The organism is Cellulosimicrobium sp. SH8, from assembly GCF_025818875.1.
GTDB classification, from domain to species: Bacteria; Actinomycetota; Actinomycetes; order Actinomycetales; family Cellulomonadaceae; genus Cellulosimicrobium; species Cellulosimicrobium cellulans_D.
In genome coordinates this window covers 48,962-67,752 of sequence record NZ_JAMXMH010000005.1, presented here as the reverse complement: position 1 = coordinate 67,752, position 18,791 = coordinate 48,962, and the positions used below count along the sequence as shown (strand labels likewise).

At 75.0% G+C, this 18,791-nt stretch carries 17 protein-coding genes; 5 read left to right on the top strand and 12 right to left on the bottom strand.

Features of this window, described 5'->3' with window-relative positions; genetic code table 11:
* Nucleotides 1-52: 52 nt before the first annotated feature.
* Nucleotides 53-2,056, bottom strand: coding sequence for an APC family permease (locus NF338_RS08400; RefSeq protein ID WP_264030351.1), 2,004 nt, complete (start codon nt 2,054-2,056; stop codon nt 53-55).
* A gap of 94 nt (nt 2,057-2,150) precedes the next feature.
* Here NF338_RS08400 and NF338_RS08395 point away from each other — a divergent pair, with 94 nt between their 5' ends.
* Nucleotides 2,151-2,804, top strand: a complete 654-nt coding sequence (locus NF338_RS08395) for a potassium channel family protein (protein WP_264030530.1) — start codon at nt 2,151-2,153, stop codon at nt 2,802-2,804.
* Nucleotides 2,804-3,532 (top strand): potassium channel family protein, encoded by a 729-nt coding sequence (locus tag NF338_RS08390; protein WP_264030350.1) that lies wholly within the window; start codon nt 2,804-2,806, stop codon nt 3,530-3,532. Before NF338_RS08395 ends, NF338_RS08390 begins: the two co-directional genes overlap by 1 nt.
* Before the next feature lie 27 nt (nt 3,533-3,559).
* Here the strand turns inward: NF338_RS08390 and NF338_RS08385 are convergent, their stop codons facing one another.
* The 4 genes from NF338_RS08385 to dut all read right to left on the bottom strand — a co-directional run bounded on the left by NF338_RS08385 (nt 3,560) and on the right by dut (nt 6,367).
* Complete coding sequence (locus NF338_RS08385) at nt 3,560-4,486, bottom strand: DUF3159 domain-containing protein (protein ID WP_264030349.1); 927 nt, start codon at nt 4,484-4,486, stop codon at nt 3,560-3,562.
* Nucleotides 4,487-4,603: 117 nt separating this feature from the next.
* Nucleotides 4,604-4,978, bottom strand: coding sequence for an OB-fold nucleic acid binding domain-containing protein (locus NF338_RS08380; RefSeq protein WP_047234725.1), 375 nt, complete (start codon nt 4,976-4,978; stop codon nt 4,604-4,606).
* A 1-nt stretch (nt 4,979) separates the two neighbouring features.
* Nucleotides 4,980-5,729 (bottom strand): DUF3710 domain-containing protein, encoded by a 750-nt coding sequence (locus NF338_RS08375; protein WP_264030348.1) that lies wholly within the window; start codon nt 5,727-5,729, stop codon nt 4,980-4,982.
* A 161-nt stretch (nt 5,730-5,890) separates the two neighbouring features.
* Nucleotides 5,891-6,367 carry a dUTP diphosphatase gene (dut, locus tag NF338_RS08370; RefSeq protein WP_244286133.1) on the bottom strand — a complete coding sequence of 159 codons (477 nt, stop codon included), beginning with the start codon at nt 6,365-6,367 and terminating at the stop codon, nt 5,891-5,893.
* 76 nt (nt 6,368-6,443) lie between these two features.
* Here dut and NF338_RS08365 point away from each other — a divergent pair, with 76 nt between their 5' ends.
* Entirely contained in the window at nt 6,444-6,962 is a 519-nt protein-coding gene (locus tag NF338_RS08365; protein WP_264030347.1) for a DUF3093 domain-containing protein, read from the top strand.
* Between the two features lie 93 nt (nt 6,963-7,055).
* Here the strand turns inward: NF338_RS08365 and NF338_RS08360 are convergent, their stop codons facing one another.
* From NF338_RS08360 to NF338_RS08350, 3 genes are all read right to left on the bottom strand, one after another.
* The gene (locus NF338_RS08360; protein WP_047234722.1) at nt 7,056-7,355 is read right to left on the bottom strand and encodes a DUF4193 domain-containing protein; all 300 of its coding nucleotides are present in this window, start codon (nt 7,353-7,355) and stop codon (nt 7,056-7,058) included.
* Nucleotides 7,356-7,678: 323 nt separating this feature from the next.
* Nucleotides 7,679-8,530 (bottom strand): inositol monophosphatase family protein, encoded by an 852-nt coding sequence (locus tag NF338_RS08355; RefSeq protein ID WP_264030346.1) that lies wholly within the window; start codon nt 8,528-8,530, stop codon nt 7,679-7,681.
* Between the two features lie 3 nt (nt 8,531-8,533).
* Nucleotides 8,534-9,187, bottom strand: coding sequence for a trimeric intracellular cation channel family protein (locus tag NF338_RS08350; RefSeq protein ID WP_255318895.1), 654 nt, complete (start codon nt 9,185-9,187; stop codon nt 8,534-8,536).
* A 257-nt stretch (nt 9,188-9,444) separates the two neighbouring features.
* On the opposite strand from NF338_RS08350, the gene sepH reads away from it, so the two are divergent.
* Nucleotides 9,445-10,587: a septation protein SepH gene (gene sepH / locus NF338_RS08345; protein ID WP_264030345.1), complete on the top strand. Its 1,143-nt coding sequence runs from the start codon at nt 9,445-9,447 to the stop codon at nt 10,585-10,587.
* 66 nt (nt 10,588-10,653) lie between these two features.
* On the opposite strand, the gene NF338_RS08340 is transcribed toward sepH, so the two are convergent.
* The 4 genes from NF338_RS08340 to NF338_RS08325 form a co-directional block, all read right to left on the bottom strand.
* Nucleotides 10,654-11,295 carry a thymidine kinase gene (locus NF338_RS08340; protein ID WP_087471897.1) on the bottom strand — a complete coding sequence of 214 codons (642 nt, stop codon included), beginning with the start codon at nt 11,293-11,295 and terminating at the stop codon, nt 10,654-10,656.
* 81 nt (nt 11,296-11,376) lie between these two features.
* Complete coding sequence (locus NF338_RS08335) at nt 11,377-12,573, bottom strand: alkaline phosphatase family protein (RefSeq protein WP_264030344.1); 1,197 nt, start codon at nt 12,571-12,573, stop codon at nt 11,377-11,379.
* Nucleotides 12,570-13,163, bottom strand: coding sequence for a DUF5998 family protein (locus tag NF338_RS08330; protein WP_087471895.1), 594 nt, complete (start codon nt 13,161-13,163; stop codon nt 12,570-12,572). Before NF338_RS08330 ends, NF338_RS08335 begins: the two co-directional genes overlap by 4 nt.
* 72 nt (nt 13,164-13,235) lie before the next feature.
* A complete protein-coding gene (locus NF338_RS08325; RefSeq protein WP_264030343.1) occupies nt 13,236-16,040 on the bottom strand; it encodes a GNAT family N-acetyltransferase in 2,805 nt (934 codons plus the stop codon).
* Nucleotides 16,041-16,255: 215 nt separating this feature from the next.
* On the opposite strand from NF338_RS08325, the gene NF338_RS08320 reads away from it, so the two are divergent.
* Nucleotides 16,256-18,706, top strand: a complete 2,451-nt coding sequence (locus NF338_RS08320; RefSeq protein WP_264030342.1) for a DNA topoisomerase (ATP-hydrolyzing) subunit A — start codon at nt 16,256-16,258, stop codon at nt 18,704-18,706.
* Nucleotides 18,707-18,791 lie beyond the last annotated feature (85 nt).

The following is an 18,791-nucleotide window of genomic DNA, read 5'->3' as shown; positions in this document are numbered from 1 at the left end:
GCCTGGTCCCGACGCCGGAACCAGGCCCTTCTCACGCCACGACGACTGCCGGTCAGTACCCCGTGAAGCGCTGGCGGAACCCCTCGCCCTCGAGGCCGGTCTGCCCCTCGGTCGAGGAGAGCTGCCAGGGCACGGACGCCACGACGACGCCCGGCGTGAAGAGCAGGCGGCCCTTGAGCCGCAGCGCGCTCTGGTTGTGCAGGAGCTGCTCCCACCAGTGGCCCACGACGTACTCGGGGATGTAGACGACCACCAGGTCGCGCGGCGACTCGCGGCGGACAGAACGGACATACGACAGCACCGGCCGCGTGATCTCGCGGAAGGGCGAGTCCAGGACGCGCAGCGGGACGGGGAGGTCGAGCGCCTCCCACTGGCGCATGAGGTCCTCGACGTCCTCGGAGTCCACGCCGACCGTGACGGCCTCCAGGACGGACGGGCGCGAGGCGCGCGCGTACGCGAGCGCCCGCATCGTCGGCCGGTGGATCTTGGAGACGAGGACGATCGCGTGCACGCGGCTGGGCAGGGCGCGGGCCGCGGCGGCCTCGTCACCGAGCGCGAGCTCGTCGCGTACCCGGTCGTAGTGCTTGCGGATCGACTTCATGAGCACGAAGACGAGGGCCATCGCGAGGATCGCGATCCACGCGCCGTGCGTGAACTTCGTGATGAGGACGATGACGAGCACCGTCCCGGTCATCGCCAGCCCCACCGTGTTGACCACGCGCGAGCGACGCATGCGTGCCCGCTCGCGGGGCTGGTGCTCCGTGCGCAGCGCCCGCGTCCAGTGCCGCACCATGCCGAGCTGGGACAGCGTGAACGACACGAACACGCCCACGATGTAGAGCTGGATGAGGCGCGTGACCTCCGCGTCGAACGCCCAGATGAGCACGATCGCGGCGACGGCCAGCGTGACGATGCCGTTGGAGAACGCGAGCCGGTCGCCCCGCGTGTGGAGCTGGCGCGGCAGGTAGCCGTCCTTGGCGAGGATCGAGCCGAGGACCGGGAAGCCGTTGAACGCGGTGTTCGCGGCGAGCACGAGGATGAGCCCCGTCACCGCGGACACCACGTAGAAGAGCACGGGCGCCCCGCTGAACACCGTCTCGGCGAGCTGCCCGATCACCGGGTGCTGCACGTAGTCCACGGGCAGCGGCTCCCCGTTCAGCGAGAGCTGCGTGTGCGGGTCCTCGGCGTAGTGCACGCCGGTCGCGCGCGCGAGGAAGAGGATCGACAGCATCATGACGGCCGAGATGCCGCCCAGCAGGGCGAGCGTCGTGGCGGCGTTGCGCGACTTGGGCTTGCGGAACGCCGGGACGCCGTTGCTGATGGCCTCGACGCCGGTGAGTGCGGCGCAGCCGGACGCGAACGCCCGCGCCACGAGGAAGGCGCCCGCGATGCCCATGAGTCCCTGGTCGAACCCGCTCTGCGCCGTGAGCTCGAACTCCGCGCTCTCCGCCGGGCCGAGGTTGCCGGTCACGTACTGGAAGAACCCGACGACCGCCGTCGTCCCGATGGCGAGCATGAAGAGGTAGACGGGGATCGCGAAGAACGTCCCCGACTCCTTGACCCCGCGCAGGTTGACGAGCGTGAGGACGACGACGAGCCCGATGGCGAACGCGGCCTCGTGGTCGCGCAGCGCCGGGATCGCGCTGGCCGCGTACTGCGCGCCCGAGGAGATCGAGACCGCGACCGTGAGCACGTAGTCGACCATGAGCGCCGACGCGACGCCGACGCCCGCCGACGGACCCAGGTTGACCGTGGCGACCTCGTAGTCGCCGCCGCCCGACGGATAGGCGCGCACGTTCTGGCGGTACGACGCGACGACCGTCAGCAGCACGACCACGACCGCGAGGCCCACCCACGGCGAGATCATCGTCGCGCTGAGGCCCGCGAGAGCGAGCGTCAGGAGGATCTCGTCCGGGGCGTACGCGACCGACGACAGGGCGTCGGACGCGAACACGGGCAGGGCCACACGCTTGGGGAGCAGCGTGTGCCCCAGGTGCTCGCTGCGGACGGGCCGCCCGAGCAGCAGCCGCTTCGCGGCATCAGCGATCTCCGACACGAGGCCTCATGCTATGCCCGACGGCGCCCGGTCGCGCTGGTGCGCGCCCGGCGGCCCCGCGAGCGGTAGCGTTCGGTGCGTGCACTTCGTCATCATGGGCTGCGGCCGCGTCGGCGCGACGCTCGCGCAGTCGCTCGAGTCGAGCGGCCACTCGGTCGCCGTCGTCGACCAGAACCCCGACGCGTTCCGGCGCCTCCCGGCCGAGTTCACGGGCAAGAAGGTGACCGGGGTCGGCTTCGACCGCGACACGCTCGTGCAGGCGGGCATCGAGGAGGCGTACGCGTTCGCCGCGGTCTCCGACGGCGACAACTCGAACATCCTCTCCGCGCGCGTCGTGCGGGAGACGTTCGGCGTCGAGAAGGTCGTGGCCCGCATCTACGACCCCCAGCGCGCGGAGATCTACCAGCGCCTCGGCATCCCCACGGTCGCGACCGTGCGCTGGACCGCGGACCAGGTGCTGCGCCGCATGCTCCCGTTCGGCGCGACCGACGAGTACCGCGACCCGTCCGGCCGCGTGCGGCTCGCGCAGGTCGACTTCCATCCCGACTGGGTCGGGCGCACCGTCCGCGCCATCGAGGACGCCACGGGCGCGCGCGTGGCGTTCGTCAGCCGCTTCGGCGACGGGGTCCTCGTCACCGACCGCACCGTCCTGCAGGAGAACGACGTGCTGCACGTGCTCATGGACGACGAGCAGGCCGCCGTCGTCGAACGCAAGCTCACCCACGTACCGAAGGTCGAGGCCGAGTGATGCGCGTCGTCATCGCCGGAGCGGGGTCGGTCGGCCGCTCGATCGCCCGCGAGCTCCTCAGCCACGACCACGAGGTCATGCTCGTCGACAAGCAGCCCGCCGCGATGCGCGTCGCCCAGGTGGCCGAGGCGGACTGGCTGCTCGCCGACGCGTGCGAGCTCTCGTCGCTCGCCGAGGCCAAGGTCGACGAGTGCGACGTCATCGTCGCCGCGACGGGCGACGACAAGGTGAACCTCGTCGTGTCGCTGCTCGCCAAGACCGAGTTCGGGGTGCCGCGCACGGTCGCGCGCGTGAACAACCCGAAGAACGAGTGGATGTTCGACGAGTCGTGGGGCGTGGACGTCGCCGTCTCGACGCCGCGCATCATGACCGCGATGGTCGAGGAGGCCGTCGCCGTCGGCGACCTCGTCCGCATCTTCACGTTCCACCAGTCCGGCGCGGACATCCTCGAGGTCACCCTGCCGCCGACCTCCCCGCTCGTCGGCCACCGCGTCGGCGAGGTGAGCTGGCCCGCGGACACGGTCCTCGCGGCGATCGTCCGCGGCACGCGCCCGATCGCGCCCAGCCAGGACGACACCCTCGAGGCCGGGGACGAGCTCCTGCTCGTCACGGGTGACGAGTCGGACGAGGGTGCTCTCGCCCGGCTCCTCGCCGGGACGCCCGAGGCGGAGCCGACCGCGTCGGACGCGCCCGTCGAGGCGCCCGAGGCGGGCGACGCCGTCCTCTGACGGGGCTCGTCCCGGCGACCGCCCGGACTACGCCGTCGGCTGCGGGGCCGCAGCGCCGTGCGGTCGCCGCACCAGGATCCACGTGAGCCACAGGACGAGCGCCCACAGCGGGATGCCCATGACGAGGCGTGCGGTGCCGAGCCAGCCGACGTCGCCGTCGAGGTAGAGCGGGACCTGGACCGCGAGCCGGGCGGCAAACAGCCCGATCCAGAGCCACGTCGCGGCGGTGTACCGGCGCATCAGCGTGCGGTCGGACCGCCAGGTGCGCGCCCAGCGGGCGAACGCGCCGGGCGCGACGGCGTGCGCGTCGGCAGGCGTCGCGGCCGCCGCCGGCTGCTCGGTCGAGGCCTCCGCGGCGTCGACCGCGTCCGGGGACGGGTCCGTCGTCGCCCCGGCCGACCCCGACGCGGCCCCCGCGCCGAAGCCGCTGCGGAAGCCCTCGACCACGAGTCCGACGAGCGGCCAGCGGGCCAGGACCGAGACGAGGAGCGCGACGAGGTACGCGGCGTTGGTCCACAGGCCCCACGCGAAGTAGTCCTGCGCCTCGCCCGACCGCCACGCCCAGATCACGCCGATGCCGACGCCCAGGAGGCCGCCGAACGCCTGCGTCACCGGGGTGCGCTGGATCAGCCGCGCCGCGACCGCGACGAGCGCCGCCGCGACCGAGGTCACGAGCGCCCACTGCAGGTTCGTCGTGGCCACGTAGACGACGACGAACACGAGACCCGGGGCGACCGACTCGACGAGCCCGCGCACGCCCCCGATGGCGTCGGCCACGGAGAAGTCCTGCCCGGCGAGCGCGCGGACCCCGCGCGCGCGACCGTCCTCGGGCGCGGCGACGTCGTCGACGACGGTCTCCGCGACCTTCGCGTCGTGCGCGAGACCCTCCGGGGCGTGCCCGGGCCCGGGACGCCCGTCCACGGGGCCGCCGCTCGCGTCGCTGCTGCTCGTCATCTCGTGGCGTCCTCGGTGGCTCGGGGTCGGTCGGTCACGGTCCGGGCGCGGGTCCCAGGTCGGCCGCTGCACGTCCGCAGGATCGTACGGCACCGCCGCGCGTCGGCGGGAGCGAGGTCACTCCCCCGGCTTGGCGAGGAGCTCGTAGCGCGGGTTGAAGATCGTGCGGCGCCCGTCGACGTCGCACACCAGGCCCTCGACGAGGGCGCGACGCCCGGGCTCGATCCCCGCGATGCGACGACGACCGAGCCACACGAGGTCCACGACGCCGGACCCGTCGAACAGCTCGACCTCGACCGTCGGGACGCCCTCGCGCGGACGCAGCACCACCGACCGCAGGACGCCGGAGATCTTGGCCCGACGCCGGTTGGGCAGCTCGGACACGGCACGACAACCCTTCTGCCGCGCCGCCTCGGAGCGCTCCTCGTCGGCCGCGAGCTCCTCCTGGGAGGCGAGGGCCGTGCGCCAGGCTTCCCGCAGGGTGGGGGCCATGTCAGCGGATCTCCGTGATCTCCGGCCCACGCGTCAGCGGGTCGAACGAGGGCGTCTCGGGCGCGCCGGCGGGAGCCGGGGCCGTCGCGGCCGGGCCCTTGCCCGGCAGGTGCAGGGTGAGGAGGTCGCGCGGCGGGCGCGGGCTCTGGTCGCGCACGACGACGATGTTGGCGAACACGGACTCCAGCAGCCGGGCCTCGGCCGGGTCGACCGCCGCCTTGCCCGTGAGGACGCCGCGGAGGAACCAGCGCGGGCCGTCGACCCCCACGAAGCGCGCGGGGCGCACGCCCGGGCGCCCGTCCGGCGTCTGCGCGGGGATGCGGGCGAGCAGCTCGCGACCGAACGGGCCGGGAAGGTCGTCGACCGTGCCGCCCTGCTTGGTCACCGACGCGGCGATCTCGCCGCGGATCTCGTCCCAGATGCCGTCCGTGCGGGGCGCCGCGAACGCCTGCACCTGCAGCCCGGAGCCCGCGACCGCGCACGCGACGCCGGTGATGCGCTGGGTCTTCTTGTCGACCTCCATGCGCAGCTCCATGCCGGGCACGCCGGGCAGCCACACGGCACCCAGGTCGAGACGGGGCCCGCGCTCGGGCACCTGGGAGGAGTCGTACGGGCCGCGGGCCGGCTTCGCGTCGGTCGCCTCGGCGGCGGGAGCGCCGTCGTCGACCTGCTCGGACGTCGTGCCCGACGGCGCCGACGGCTCGGGCGACTCGGTCGGCTCGGACGACCTGGAGCGACGGAACAGACCCACGGAGGAACTCCTTCACCTGCCCGGCCCTCGGCCGGGACTCCTGACGGGGCGCTCGCCCCGCACTGCTTCCACACTAGCCCGCGCAGCGACGGTCGTGGTGCGACGTTCGCTGCGCGACGACGGGCGCGCGGCTTCCGCGGCGACCGCCCGTCCGCGACAGGTCAGGTCGCCGCGGCCCACCCGCCGCTCGACCCGAACCCGCCCTCGCCGCGGTGCGAGCCGGGCAGCCGCTCGGCCTGGACGAACCGCGCCCGCTCGACCTTCTGCACGACGAGCTGCGCGACCCGGTCGCCGCGCCGCAGGACGACGGCCTCGCGGGCGTCGGTGTTGAGCAGCGTCACCTTGATCTCGCCGCGGTAGCCGGCGTCGACGGTGCCCGGCGCGTTGACGACCGTGAGGCCGTGCTTCGCGGCGAGGCCCGAGCGCGGGTGCACGAACGCCGCGTAGCCGTCGGGCAGCGCGATCGAGACGCCGGTCGGGACGACGACGCGCTCCCCCGGCGCCAGCTCGACGTCGACGGTCGTCACGAGGTCCGCGCCCGCGTCGCCCGGGTGGGCGTACGACGGCAGGGGGACGTCGTCGAGGAGCGTGATGAGGACGTCGACGTCCCCGGTCTCGGGCTGGTGGTGGTTCGGCACCCGGCAGAGCCTAGTGGTCGCGGGCGGGCCCTGCGAGCACGTCGGGCGACGCCCCGACTGCTGGGATGATGGACCCATGACGGACCCCGCCGACCGCAGCACGCCCTCCTCGACCCCGGGAGCCGCCGGGGCACCCGGACCCGAGGGCCTGACGCCGTACCGCGAGCGGCTCGTCCCGGGCGTCGGCGGCTGGGCCGCGGCCCTCGGGTTCGCGCTGGTCCTCGGGATCGCGCTGTGGCCCGCGAGCCACGCGATCGCGCTCGGCGTGGGCACGCTCGCCGCGGTGGCGGGCGTCGCCGGTCTCTGGTGGACCTCGCCGGTCGTCGCGGTGGCGGACGGCGAGCTCCGGGCCGGGCGGGCGCACATCCCGGTGTCCCTGCTCGGCCAGGTCACGACCCTCGACGCGGAGGCGATGCGCGTGCAGCTCGGCCCGCGCCTCGACGCCCGCGCCTACGTGTGCCTGCGCGCGTGGGCCCGCACCGGCGTGCACGTCACGCTCGACGACCCGCAGGACCCGACGCCGTACTGGCTCGTCTCCACGCGGCACCCGCAGCGCCTCGCGGACGCGCTCCGGGCGGCCGCACGCACCTCCTGACGGCACCCCGACAGGAGGTCCGCACGGCGGTTCCGCCGACGACGAAGGCCGCCGCCCCGGGGAGGGGACGACGGCCTTCGGGCGTCATGCAGGTCAGGCGGCGCACTCCGAGCAGATCTGCTGCCCGTTCTTCTCGTACGCGAGCTGGCTGCGGTGGTGCACGAGGAAGCAGCTCGAGCACGTGAACTCGTCGGCCTGACGAGGCAGGACCCGGACGGAGAGCTCCTCGCCGGACAGGTCGGCACCGGGCAGCTCGAATCCTTCGGCCGCCTCGGTCTCGTCCTCGTCAACGACGCCCGAGCTCTTGTCGGAGCGACGAGCCTGGAGCTCCTGGAGCGAGTCCTCGCTGAGCTCCTCTTCACTCTTGCGGGGGGCGTCGTAGTCTGTTGCCATCTGTGGGGTCACTCTCCGGAGTATTCGTCGATCGCGACAGTGCCCGTCCGGAACCACCGGCGATGGCCGGTCGTGCCGGGCGGCACGGGTGCGGGGCGCGGGGGGCACCCCGTGACGTGTCGTGCCCCGAGGTCGTCGAGGCGTTGCACGCTGAACAATGCACGGCGCACCGGAATTGTTCCCGGCGGGCCACCGGATTCTGCACCATTTCCGGGAGGGATGCACCCTGTGGCGCCCCGCCCGCCCGGTGTCGTTCGTCACGGGCGAACACCGGGTCGCCCGGACCGCGGGCACGGGAACGCTCCCAGGCCACCCCGGTGCGGTCAGGAGTCGGTGTCGGCGTCCGCGTCCTCGAGGATCCGGACGAGCCGCGCGACCGCCTCGGGCGGCCCCGCGACGGTCATCTCGCGGTCGGCGGCGCGCCCGCGCAGGCCCGTCACGCGCGCACCCGCCTCGTGCGCGACGAGGGCCCCCGCGGCCATGTCCCAGGGGTTGAGGCCGCGCTCGTAGTACAGGTCGAGCTCGCCCGAGGCGACGAGGCACAGGTCGATCGCGGCGGAGCCGAGGCGGCGGATGTCCCGGACCTGCGGCAGCACGTCGACCAGCACGCGCGCCTGCGCGCGGCGCCGCTCCGCGTCGTACCCGAAGCCCGTGCCCACGAGGCACTGTCCCAGGTCCGTCTCGGCGTTGACGCGCACGGGGCGGCCGTCGACCGTCGCGCCCGCCCCCAGTCCCGCGGTCCAGGTGCGCCCGTCGACGACGGAGTGCACCGCGCCGGCGAGGACCGTCCACTCGAGCGGGTCCGGCGGGCCGACCACGGCGGCGACGGACACCGCGTACGACGCGATCCCGTACAGGTAGTTGACCGTGCCGTCGACGGGGTCGATCACCCAGGTGATGCCGGACGTGCCGGACGACGCGCCCTCCTCCTCGCCGAGGATCGCGTCGTCCGGGCGGGCCGCGCCGATGCCGCGTCGCAGGAGCGCCTCGGAGTCGGCGTCCATGCGCGTCACGACGTCCGTGGCCGTCGACTTGGTGGCGGCCACCTCGACACGGTCGGGGCGACCGGAGCGGACGAGGTCGCCGGCCTCGCGAGCGAGGTGCTCGGCAAGGTCGCGCAGGTCGGCCACGGTCACGTCGTCGGGCTGTCGGGGGTCGTCGATGAAGAGGCGCACGGCTCACATCCTGCCCGACCCGCGGCGTGCGGTGCGACCCTCCCACGGACCGGGGGCAGACCAGCCGAGACGGAGGGAGAGGAGGCGGAAGCCGAACACGAGCGCGAGGACCGCCGCCTGGGACAGCAGCCCGAGCGCGCCGGCCTCCGCGAGCCCGGCGGTGAGCGCGGCGCCCGCGAGCGCCGGGATCGCGTAGAGCTGCTTGTCCTGGAACAGGAGCGGCGCCTCGTTGGTCAGCAGGTCGCGCAGGATCCCGCCGCCCACGCCGGTGATGACGCCCGCGAAGATCGCCGCGAGCGGGCCGACGCCGTAGTCGAGGCCCTTCATCGTGCCGGAGAGCACGAAGAGCGCGAGCGCGCCCGCGTCGAGGACGATGATGCTCCGCCGGAGCCGCTCGAGGCGCGGGTGCCAGAAGAAGGTCACGACGCCCGCGAGGACCGCGACCGCGACGAGGCGCCAGTCGGAGATCCCGACCGGGGGGATCGCACCGATCAGGACGTCGCGCAGCAGACCGCCGCCGAGCCCCGCGACCCAGGCGAGCACCAGGACACCCACGAGGTCGAACCGCTTGCGCACGGCGGCGAGCCCGCCCGAGAGCGCCGCGAAGAACACGCCGCCGAGCTCGAGGGCGTCGCCGGGCACGAGGTCGAGGATCACACCCGGCATCATCCCAGCCGACCGCCCTCGGGGCGCGGACGAGCGTGCGCCGAGTCCGCGGCACACCGCGCGTGCTGCGCGGCTCGCGGGTGGGACGATGGCACCCTCGAGGGAGCGGTGACGCGGGCGTCGCGGTCCGCCGGCCCGGGAGACCGGGCTCGTGGCGGCACCGGGCGACTCGAGCGGCATCGGGCGACCGGGACGGCATCGGGAGCGGCACCGCGAGCGCCACCGGGCGCGGCGACACGGGAGGGTCCATGGACGAGCTGGAGCTGGTGAGACTGCACGAGGACGGGGAGCACCTCGTCCTGCGCGCGACGGGCGGCGCGCAGTTCACGCTGCCGATCTCCGAGGCGCTGCGCGCGGCCGTGCGCCGCGACCGCCCGCACCTGGAGCACCTGCGCGCGGAGGGCGAGCGCAACCTCGCCCCGCGCGAGATCCAGGCCCGGCTGCGCGCCGGCGAGTCGGTCGAGACGGTCGCCGAGGCCGCCGGCCTCGGCGTCGAGCACGTGCGGCGCTTCGCGGGCCCTGTGGTCGCGGAGCAGGAGTACGTCGTCGACCGGGTCCGTGCCTCCCGCCAGGGGCACGACGAGGACTCGCCGACCGTCGGGGAGCTCGTCGCGCAACGCCTCGCCGCGCGCGACGTCGAGCCCGACGCCGTGGAGTGGAGCGCCGCACGCCAGCCCGGGGCGTCGTGGGTCGTGACGGCCGCGTTCGAGGTCGGGACGGGCAGCCGGACGGCCCGGTGGACCTACGACGCGGGGACGCGGGCGCTGCACGCGCTCGACGACGAGGCCCGCTGGCTCTCGGGGACGGACGCCCCGCGCGACCCGACGCCCGGGGCCGTCGCGGTGTTCGACGTCGACGCGACGGCGCGCGGCGGCCGCGGGCTCCGTGCCGCACCGCCGGCCGCTCCCCCGGCCGACGACGGGACCGCCGAGCTGCTCGACGACCTGAGCCAGCGTCGGGGGGTACGCCCGCGCAAGGCACCGGCCGGGCCCGTCGAGGTCGACGGGCAGGAGCCGTTCGAGGGGTTCGGGCCGCAGGTGGGGGTCCGGCACGACCAGGACGCGTCGCAGGACGACTCTCCGGACGACGCGGCCGCGCCCGCCGGGGCGACCGTCGTCCATCTCCCGACCATCCGTCCGCTCGACGCGGTGCGCCTCCCGGACCCGACGCCCGACGACGCCCGCGACGAGGCGGTACCGGACCCTGAGGACGGCCCGGGCGGCCGTCCGCCGCACGAGGATCGTTCGGGCGGCGCCGGTTCCACGGACGCGGACGAGCCGCCGCGCGCCGCGCGGCCCCAGGCCGCGCGCGAGCCCCGCAAGGGGAAGAACCGCTCGCGCGCGAAGGTCCCGAGCTGGGACGAGATCGTGTTCGGGGCACGCCCGGAGTAGGCGCGACGCGCCGGCTCAGCACTCCGGCTCAGCACTCCGGCTCAGGACTCGGGCTCGGTACCCGGCTCAGCGTGGCAGGTCGAGCGGCAGACCGTCCGCCGCGGCCTGGCGGCGCGCGACGGCGGTGGTCATGCGGCGCATGTGGTGGCGACGGCACAGCACCTCGTACCCGACCTCGCCCGAGCCCGCGTCGACGTCCCCGACGACGACCTGGTCACCCTCGACGACCATGCTCCCGTCGACCGTACGGGCGTTGTGGGTCGCGCGCCGGCCGCACCAGCACAGCGACTCGACCTGCAGCACCTCGACCCGGTCGGCGAGCTCGATGAGCCGGGCCGAGCCGGGGAAGAGCCGGGTGCGGAAGTCGGCCGTGATGCCGAACGCGAAGACGTCGATCTCCGTCTCGTCGACGAGCCGCGCGAGCTGCTCCACCTGCGCCGGGGAGTAGAACTGCGCCTCGTCGCAGACGAGGTAGTCCACCGGGTCCTGCTCGGCCGTGACGAGCGACCAGAAGTCGGTGTCGTCGCGCACCTCGCGCGCGACGACCTCGAGCCCGAGCCGGGACGAGAGCCGGTCGGACCCGGCCCGGTCGTTGCGGGAGAAGATGAGCCCCCGGCGGCCGCGCGCGGCGTGGTTGTGGTCGAGCTGCAGGGCGAGGGTGGACTTGCCGCAGTCCATGGTCCCGGAGAAGAAGACGAGCTCGGCCATCGGGCGTTCCTTCGCGAGGTCGGTCGGTGCGGGGTCGTGGGCGGGTCGCGGTGTGGTGGGGCCGCCGGGCGTCGCGGGTGGTCAGGTCCCGGCGACGAGCAGCGGGACGCGCATCTCGCGCTCGGTGAGCGAGCCGTGCACGCCGACGAGCGCGAGCGACGCCGGCGTCTGGGTGCGCGAGTCGACCACGGTGGCGCGGCCGCGCAGCGCGACGATCACGTCGCCGGCCGCCGCGACCGCCTCCGGCCGCGGGTCGGGGCCCAGGAGACCACGAGCGAGCACGTCCTCGCGCTCGAGGACGAGCGCGTCGTCGCCCAGCACGTCGCGCCAGCGCGCCGCGACCGAGGTCGTCTCCCCGGGCTCCGTGTAGACGTGCACTGCGCGCGGCTCGCCGCCGACGAGCGCGACGCCCCGCGCGAGCACCGGGTCCGTGGCGACGTCGCGGCGCAGCGCCGGGTCGACGTCGACCATGCCATGGTCCGCGGTGACGAGCACGAGGGTGCCCCTCGGGACCGACCGGGCGAGCCGGGCGAGCTCGCGGTCGAGGGCCTCGAGCTCGTCGCCCCACTGCCACGACGTGCTGCCGTGATGGTGACCCGCCTTGTCCACCTCGCCCCAGTACAGGTAGACGAGGCCCGGCCGCTTGAGGGCCCGCACGGCGGCGTCGACGCGCGCCCCGAGGCCCTCGGCGGCGGCGTACGACCCACCGCGCAGGGCCGCGACGGTCATGCCGGACCCGGCGAACCGCGCCGGACCCGTCGAGGTCACCGCGACGCCCGCTCCTGCGAGCCGCTCGAGCACGGGGGTCTCGCGCTGGAGCTCCGCGGGCGGCGGTGCGCCGTCCCACGACACCATGTTGGCGAGCCCGCCCGTCGCGGGGTTGCGCTGCGTGTACCCGAGCATGCCCGTGCGCCCGGGAGCGGTGCCGGTGCCGAACGCGCCGATCGCGGCGGCCGTGGTGCTGGGGAAGGTCGAGGTGAGCGCCCGCGCGTCGGGCAGGAGCGAGCGGAGGAACGGCGCGTGCCCAGCACGCTCCGCGAGGTTGACGTGCCCCAGGCCGTCGACGAGGACGACGCACACGCGCTCGGCGCGCGGCAGGTCGAGCGCCGAGCGTGCCGCCTCGCTCCCGAGGCCGGTGGCGGTCGTGAGGCGGACGCCGAGGGCGCCCGCAGCCCCGGGGAGCACGGCGGCGAGGCCGCCGAGCCCGAGGTCGGGCGCGAGGAAGCCCTCCGGGAGCGCCGGGGTCGCAGGGGCCTCGTCCGTGCGTGCCTCGCTCACCGGGCGCTGTGCCTCGCGGTGGCGCGCGAGAGGGCGCGCGCGAAGTCGACCGCGGCACGCACGGCGTCACGGCCCTCCGCCTCGGCGCTCACGCGGACGACGACGTCGTCCGGCGTGATCTGGCCCGTGAGCCCGTGGTCGGCGTCGCAGCTCGGGTCCGCGCACCCCGCGGGCTCGAGGTCGACGCGCGAGACCGCGCCCCAGCCGAGGGCGAGCGTCACCTCCAGCGGCGCGGTGCCCGCGCGGTGCTCGTGCGGCTCGGCCACGACGTGCGTGAGCGAGACCGACCGCACCTCGGCCAGCGGCACCGACTCGGTCGTGGCGGCGGCGGACGCGGACGGGTTCTCGCTGTCGGCCGGGTGGTCGTCGACGTGCGCCGTGACGAGCCGCGTGGGGGTCAGCACGAGCACCGTGAGGTGCCGCCGCACCTCGGACGCGTCGAACGTCGTCTCCGGGAGCACGAGGTGCGAGACGATCTCCTCCCCCGCGACCGCGAGGTCGAGGACGTCCGCGACGAGCTCCGGGTAGTAGCCGGCGCGGTGGAGCTGGGTCGTCAGGTCGGTCCAGGGGTTCGAGGTCGCTGAGGGCACCCGCGCATTCTCCCATCCGGCGAGCGGCCGCGGCCACCCGCCCTCACCTCCTGTGGACGGACGAGGCGGACCTCAGCCGGGCAGCGCGCGGCGCAGCGCGTCGGCGCGCTGGGCGTCCGCGAGCGTGACGCGCGCGCTGAGGACCGCGGCCTCGTGCTCGGACACGACGACGGGGTACAGCTCGAGGCTGCGCACCTCGGGCAGGTCGTCCGCGAGCACGGACACCCGCGCCAGGACGTCCTCGAGCGCGGCCGTGGCCACGACGTGCGTGCCCATGTACCCGAAGAGCCGCGGGGCCGCCCGCACCGACCGCACCATGGCCGCGACGTCCACGTCGGTCAGCGGCGGCACCCCGTACGCGACGTCGCCCAGGAGGTCGACCGCGTCGCCCGCGAGGCCGAACGACACGACGGGTCCGAAGAGCTGGTCCTCCGTCGAGCGCACCACGCACGCGACGCCCGCGTCAGCCATCGCCTGCACCTCGAACGGCTGGTCGGCCGCGCCCGGCAGCACGGCCGCGAGCGCCTCGCGCATCTGCGCGACGTCGGAGCGCAGCTCCGTCTCGTCCGCGATGTCGAGGCGTACGCCGCCGAGGTCCGCGCGGTGGCGCAGCCCGGCCGCCGTGCTCTTGAGCGCGACGGGCCAGCCGACCTCGCAGGCGGCCGCGACCGCCTCGTCGGCGGTCCGGACCCGGCGCGCGGGCCACACGCGGACGCCGTAGCACGCGAGCAGGTCGGCGGTCGTCGCGGGGTCGAGGTCGACGGCGTCCCGGCCCGCCAGGGCGCCCTCGACGAGGGCGCGGGCGCGACCGGCGTCGACGCCCGCGGGGCGCACGGGCGTCCCGTGGTCCGCCTCGCGCCAGCGCGCGTAGCGCACGACGGCGCCGAGCGCGGCGACCGCGTCCTCGGGCGTGGAGTAGGCCGGGACCCGCAGCAGGGAGCCGTCGGGCGCGTCCGACGCGGGGGCGGAGAGCTCGTCGGTGAGGCCGTGGAGCCCCAGCATGCTCGCGACGGTCGTGCGGCCCGTGCGCGCCGCCGCGCGCGCGACGGCCCGGGAGAGGTCCGCGCGGCGGGGGTGCACCACGGGGACCTGGACCACCACGACGACGTCGCACGCGTCGGGCGCGTAGAGCGCGTCGACCGTGGCAGCGAGCTCGTCCGGCGACGCGTCCTCGGGCAGGAAGTCCGACCGCGCGACGACGAGGCCCGCCGACGACGACGCCTCCGCCACGAGCGCGGCGAGCGACGCCGAGCTGGCGAGGATGCCCACGCGGCGCCCGCCGGGGAGCGATTGGTGCGCGAGGAGCTGGGCGATGTCGATCATGTGGTGCGTGTTCTCGGCCCGGATCACGCCCGACTGGCGCAGCATCTCCTCGAGCGTGCGGCGGGGAGCGCGCGTCGAGCGCACGGCGTGGCCGGGCGGCACGACCTGGCCCGAGCGCCCGGCCGTGACGACCACGACCGGCTTGACCGACGCGAGGCGCCGCGCGATGCGCGAGAACTTGCGCGGGTTGCCGATCGACTCGAGGTACAGGCAGACCACCTGCGTCGCGGCGTCGTCCTGCCAGTACTGCATGAGGTCGTTGCCCGACACGTCCGCGCGGTGCCCGGCCGACAGGAACGACGACACGCCCAGCCCGCGCCGCGCCGTGGTCGCGAGCAGCGTGACGGCCATGGGCGCCGACTGGCTGAACAGCCCGACGACGCCGGGCAGCGGCAGGTCCTCGGCGAGCGTCGCCGCGAGCGCGGGCCGCTCGCGGGCCTCGCCCGTGCGCAGCAGGCCGTAGCTCGCCGGCCCGACGACGCGCAGGCCCGCCGTGTGCGCGACGCGCAGGAGCTCGCGCTGGAGCGCGAGCCCGTCCGGCCCGGTCTCGGCGAACCCGGCGGAGAGGACGACGACGCCGCGCACCTCGAGGCGCGCGAGCTGGCGGACCGCCTCGATGGCGTCCGGCGGCGGCAGGGCGACGACCGCGAGGTCCACCGGGCCGGGGACGTCGGCGAGGGTGGCGTGCTCATGGAGCGACGTCCCGCCGTCCGGCACGTCCGCGCGGCCGCCCACGACGTGGACGGTGACGCCCTGGCTGCGCACGAGCGCGACCAGGGCGCGGTGCGCGAGGACATGATCGAGGGGCGCGCCGGCGTGGTCCTGTCCTTCGCCCGGCGGCACGCCGGGTCCCACGAGCACGACGCTCGTCGCCCCGAGCAGCCCCTGCATGCTCCGCGCCTCCGCGCGGTGCTCGCGGTCGGCCATGACGGCCCGCGACCGTTCCGTGGGGTCGAGGTCGACGCTCACCTGGACGAACCCGTCGTCCATCTGCTGGCGCACGTCGTACCCGGCCTCGCGGAAGACGGCGAGCATCTTGCCGTTCTGCGGCAGCACCTCGGCGGTGAACCGCCGCACGCCCCGCTCGCGCGCCGCCGCGGCGACGTGCTCGAGCAGCACGGAGCCCAGCCCCCGGCCCTGGGCCGAGTCCGCGATGTTGAAGGCGACCTCGGCCTCGCTCGTGCCCGTGCGGTCGAAGCGCGCGACGCCGATGATGTCCTCGCCGACGTCGTCGGCCCGCTCCTCGGCGGCCGGGTCCGGGGCGCCGCCGTCCACGTCGTCGCGCGGGCGGACCGCGACGAGCGCGACGCGGTCGACGTGGTCCACGCGCGTGAACCGCTCCAGGTCGCGCTCCGAGAGCCGCTCCATGGGGGCGAAGAAGCGCAGGTAGGTCGAGCGCTCGGACTGGCCGACGTGGAAGCGCTGGAGCGCGTCGGCGTCCTCGGGACGGATGGGGCGCACGTGCGTCGTCGTCCCGTCGCGCAGGACGACGTCCGCCTCCCACTCCACCGGGTACCGGTCCGGGCCCCGCCCGGCTACGCCGCCGTCGCTCACGCCCCCAGGCTATGCGGTCCCCGGCGCGGTGCGCCTGCGCCACCCCGGCCCGACCTGGGAGGACAATGGTCCCTCGACAGGCATCGCGACGCGGCGTGTCGGACGGTTGGCGTACCCTCGCGTGCGGCGCGCAACCGCAGCACGTCATCGCCGGCGCACGCCGGCACCGATCCAGCGCCCCCGCGGCGCACCGAACGGCAGGAGCCCGCAGGCACATGGCGCGCAAGTCCTCGACCCCCTCGCTCGACCCGGCCGAGGTGAACGAGAAGATCGTCGACGTCGACGTCCAGGCGGAGATGGAGACGTCGTTCCTCGAGTACGCCTACTCCGTCATCTACTCCCGCGCCCTGCCCGACGCGCGCGACGGCCTCAAGCCCGTGCAGCGCCGCATCCTCTACATGATGGCCGACATGGGGCTGCGCCCCGACCGCGCGCACGTGAAGTCGGCGCGCGTCGTCGGCGAGGTCATGGGCAAGCTGCACCCGCACGGCGACGCGGCGATCTACGACGCGCTCGTGCGCCTCTCGCAGGACTTCTCGCTGCGGCTCCCGCTCGTCGACGGGCACGGCAACTTCGGCACGCTCGACGACGGCCCCGCCGCCTCCCGGTACACCGAGGCGCGCCTCGCTCCCCCGTCGCTCGCGATGACGGCCGGGCTCGACGAGGACGTCGTCGACTTCGTCCCGAACTACGACAACAAGCTCCAGCAGCCCGAGGTGCTGCCGGCGGCGATCCCCAACCTGCTCGTCAACGGGGCGTCGGGCATCGCGGTCGGCATGGCGACCAACATGGCGCCGCACAACCTCGTCGAGGTCGTCGCCGCGGCACGCCACCTCGTCGCCCACCCGGACGCCGACCTCGACGCGCTCATGCGGTTCGTCCCCGGCCCCGACCTGCCGACGGGCGGCAAGATCGTCGGGCTCGACGGCGTGCGCGACGCCTACCGCACCGGCCGCGGCACCTTCCGCACGCGCGCCACCGCGCGCGTGGAGAACCTGACGCCGCGCCGCAAGGGCATCGTCATCACCGAGCTGCCCTACCTCGTCGGCCCGGAGAAGGTGATCGAGAAGATCGCCGAGGGCGTCAAGACCAAGAAGATCCAGGGCATCACGGCCGCGACCGACCTCACGGACCGCGAGCACGGGCTGCGGATCGTCGTCGAGGTGAAGACGGGCTTCAACCCCGAGGCGGTGCTGGAGCAGCTCTACAAGTTCACGCCGCTCGAGGACTCGTTCGGCATGAACAACGTCGCGCTCGTCGACGGCCAGCCGCGCACGCTCGGCCTGCGCGAGATGCTCACGGTGTGGGTGAACCACCGCATCGACGTGGTCCGGCGCCGCTCCGCCTACCGGCTGCGCAAGCGGTCCGAGCGGCTCCACCTCGTGGACGGCCTCCTCGTCGCCATCGTCGACATCGACGAGGTGATCCAGGTGATCCGCTCGTCCGACGACACCGCGACGGCCCGCGGTCGCCTCCAGACCGTGTTCGACCTGTCCGAGCCGCAGGCGGAGTACATCCTCGAGCTGCAGCTGCGCCGCCTCACCAAGTTCTCCCGCATCGAGCTCGAGAAGGAGCAGGAGACGCTGCGTCGCGAGATCGAGGAGCTCCAGGAGATCCTCGGCAGCGACGCGAAGCTCCGGGCCGTGGTCTCGGGCGAGATGGCGGACGTCGCCAAGACGTACGGGACGCCGCGCCGCACGATCCTCCTGGAGTCCGCCGGCGCTGCGCCGACCACGACGGCGGCCGTGCCGCTCGAGGTCGCGGACACGCCCTGCTGGGCGCTGTTCTCCGCGACGGGCCTGCTCGCGCGCACGAGCGACGAGACCGAGCCCGCGCGCAGCGGTCCGCGTGCCGCCCACGACGTGCTGCGGGCCGTCGTACGCACGACGGCGCGCGGCGAGGTCGGCCTCGTCACGAGCCGCGGCCGCATGGTCCGCGTGTCCGTGCTCGACCTGCCCACGCTGCCGCCCACCGACAACGCGCCGAGCCTGTCCGGCGGCGTGCCGCTCGGCGAGGTCGTCGCGCTAGAGCCCGGCGAGGAGGCCGTGACGATCACGTCGCTCGACGCCGACGCTCCCCCGCTCGCCCTCGGCACCGCGCAGGGCGTCGTGAAGCGCGTCACCCCGGGCGACGTGCCGAACAACCGCGACGACTGGGAGGTCATCGGCCTCAAGGACGGTGACATCGTCGTCGGCGCGGCGCCCGCGACCGACGCGGACGAGGTCGTGTTCGTGAGCTCCGACGCGTCGCTCCTGCACTTCGAGGCGTCTGCCGTGCGACCCCAGGGCCGCGCGGCCGGCGGCATGGCCGGCATCCGGCTCGCCGACGGCCACCGCGTCGCGTTCTTCGGCGTCGTCCCGGCCGACGTGCGAGACCTCGGGGTCGTCGTCACCGTCGCCGGGTCGTCGGGCGCCCTCGCGGGCACCCAGACCGGGGCCGGCAAGGTCACGCCGTACGAGCTCTACCCCGGCAAGGGCCGCGGCACCGGCGGCGTCCGGGCGCAGCGGTTCCTCAAGGGCGAGGACGCGCTGATCCTCGCGTGGGTCGGGCAGGGCCCCGCCCGTGCCACGGGCTCCGGCGGCCAGGCCGTCGACCTACCCGAGGTCGACCAGCGCCGCGACGGGTCGGGCACGCCGCTCGCCTCGCCCGTCACGGCGGTGGGCTGAGGCCTGTCGCGCGCGACGCTCCGAACGCCGTTCCGAGTCGCGCCCCTGCGCCAGCACGCTCCCCAGGCCGTTGCTAATTTGCAAC